Source organism: Bacillus cereus group sp. MYBK108-1, assembly GCF_051917185.1.
Taxonomy (GTDB): Bacteria; Bacillota; Bacilli; order Bacillales; family Bacillaceae_G; genus Bacillus_A; species Bacillus_A cereus.
This window is the reverse complement of sequence record NZ_JBQAHZ010000068.1, coordinates 1-590: the sequence shown is the minus strand read 5'-3', so window position 1 is coordinate 590 and position 590 is coordinate 1. Positions and strand designations below refer to the sequence as shown.

Sequence of the window (590 nt, the reverse complement as noted above, 5' to 3'; positions counted from 1 at the left end):
CCAAAGAAAAAGGGGCGTCCATCCATGAAAAATAAAAACACAAAACATGATACGAAAAAGATTCCGGCAGAAGGTTCAGTTGAAGCGTTACAAGCTGAATTAGAACGCTTACGTATGGAAAATGCGTATTTAAAAAAGTTGAATGCCTTAGTTCAAAACAAGGGAAAATCACCAAACAAGACAAGGCACAAGTAGTCTATGAATTAAGGCATGAGTTTCAAGTGAAAGAATTAGTAAAGTTAGCGGATATCCCTCGAAGCACCTATTATTTTTATGTAAAACAAATGGATAGAATCGATCCAGATGCCGATTTAAAAGTAGAAATTAAAGCGATTTATGATGAACACGAAGGTCGTTATGGATATCGTCGTATTCGTGATGAGTTAGCCAATCGTAATCAAATAGTGAATCATAAAAAAGTGCAACGAATTATGAAAGAGTTAGGTTTAAAATGTCTTGTACGTATGAAAAAATATAAATCTTATAAAGGAACAGTTGGTAAAATTGCACCTCATATTTTAGAGCGTAAATTTACGGCAGATACGCCAAATGAAAAATGGGTAACCGATATTACAGAATTTAAATTATTC

General features: G+C 33.6%; 1 pseudogene. It reads left to right on the top strand.

Annotation, left to right across the window (positions count from 1 at the left end):
- Positions 1-590, top strand: a pseudogene (locus ACTFSL_RS31095) (IS3-like element ISBce18 family transposase); the annotation flags it as partial.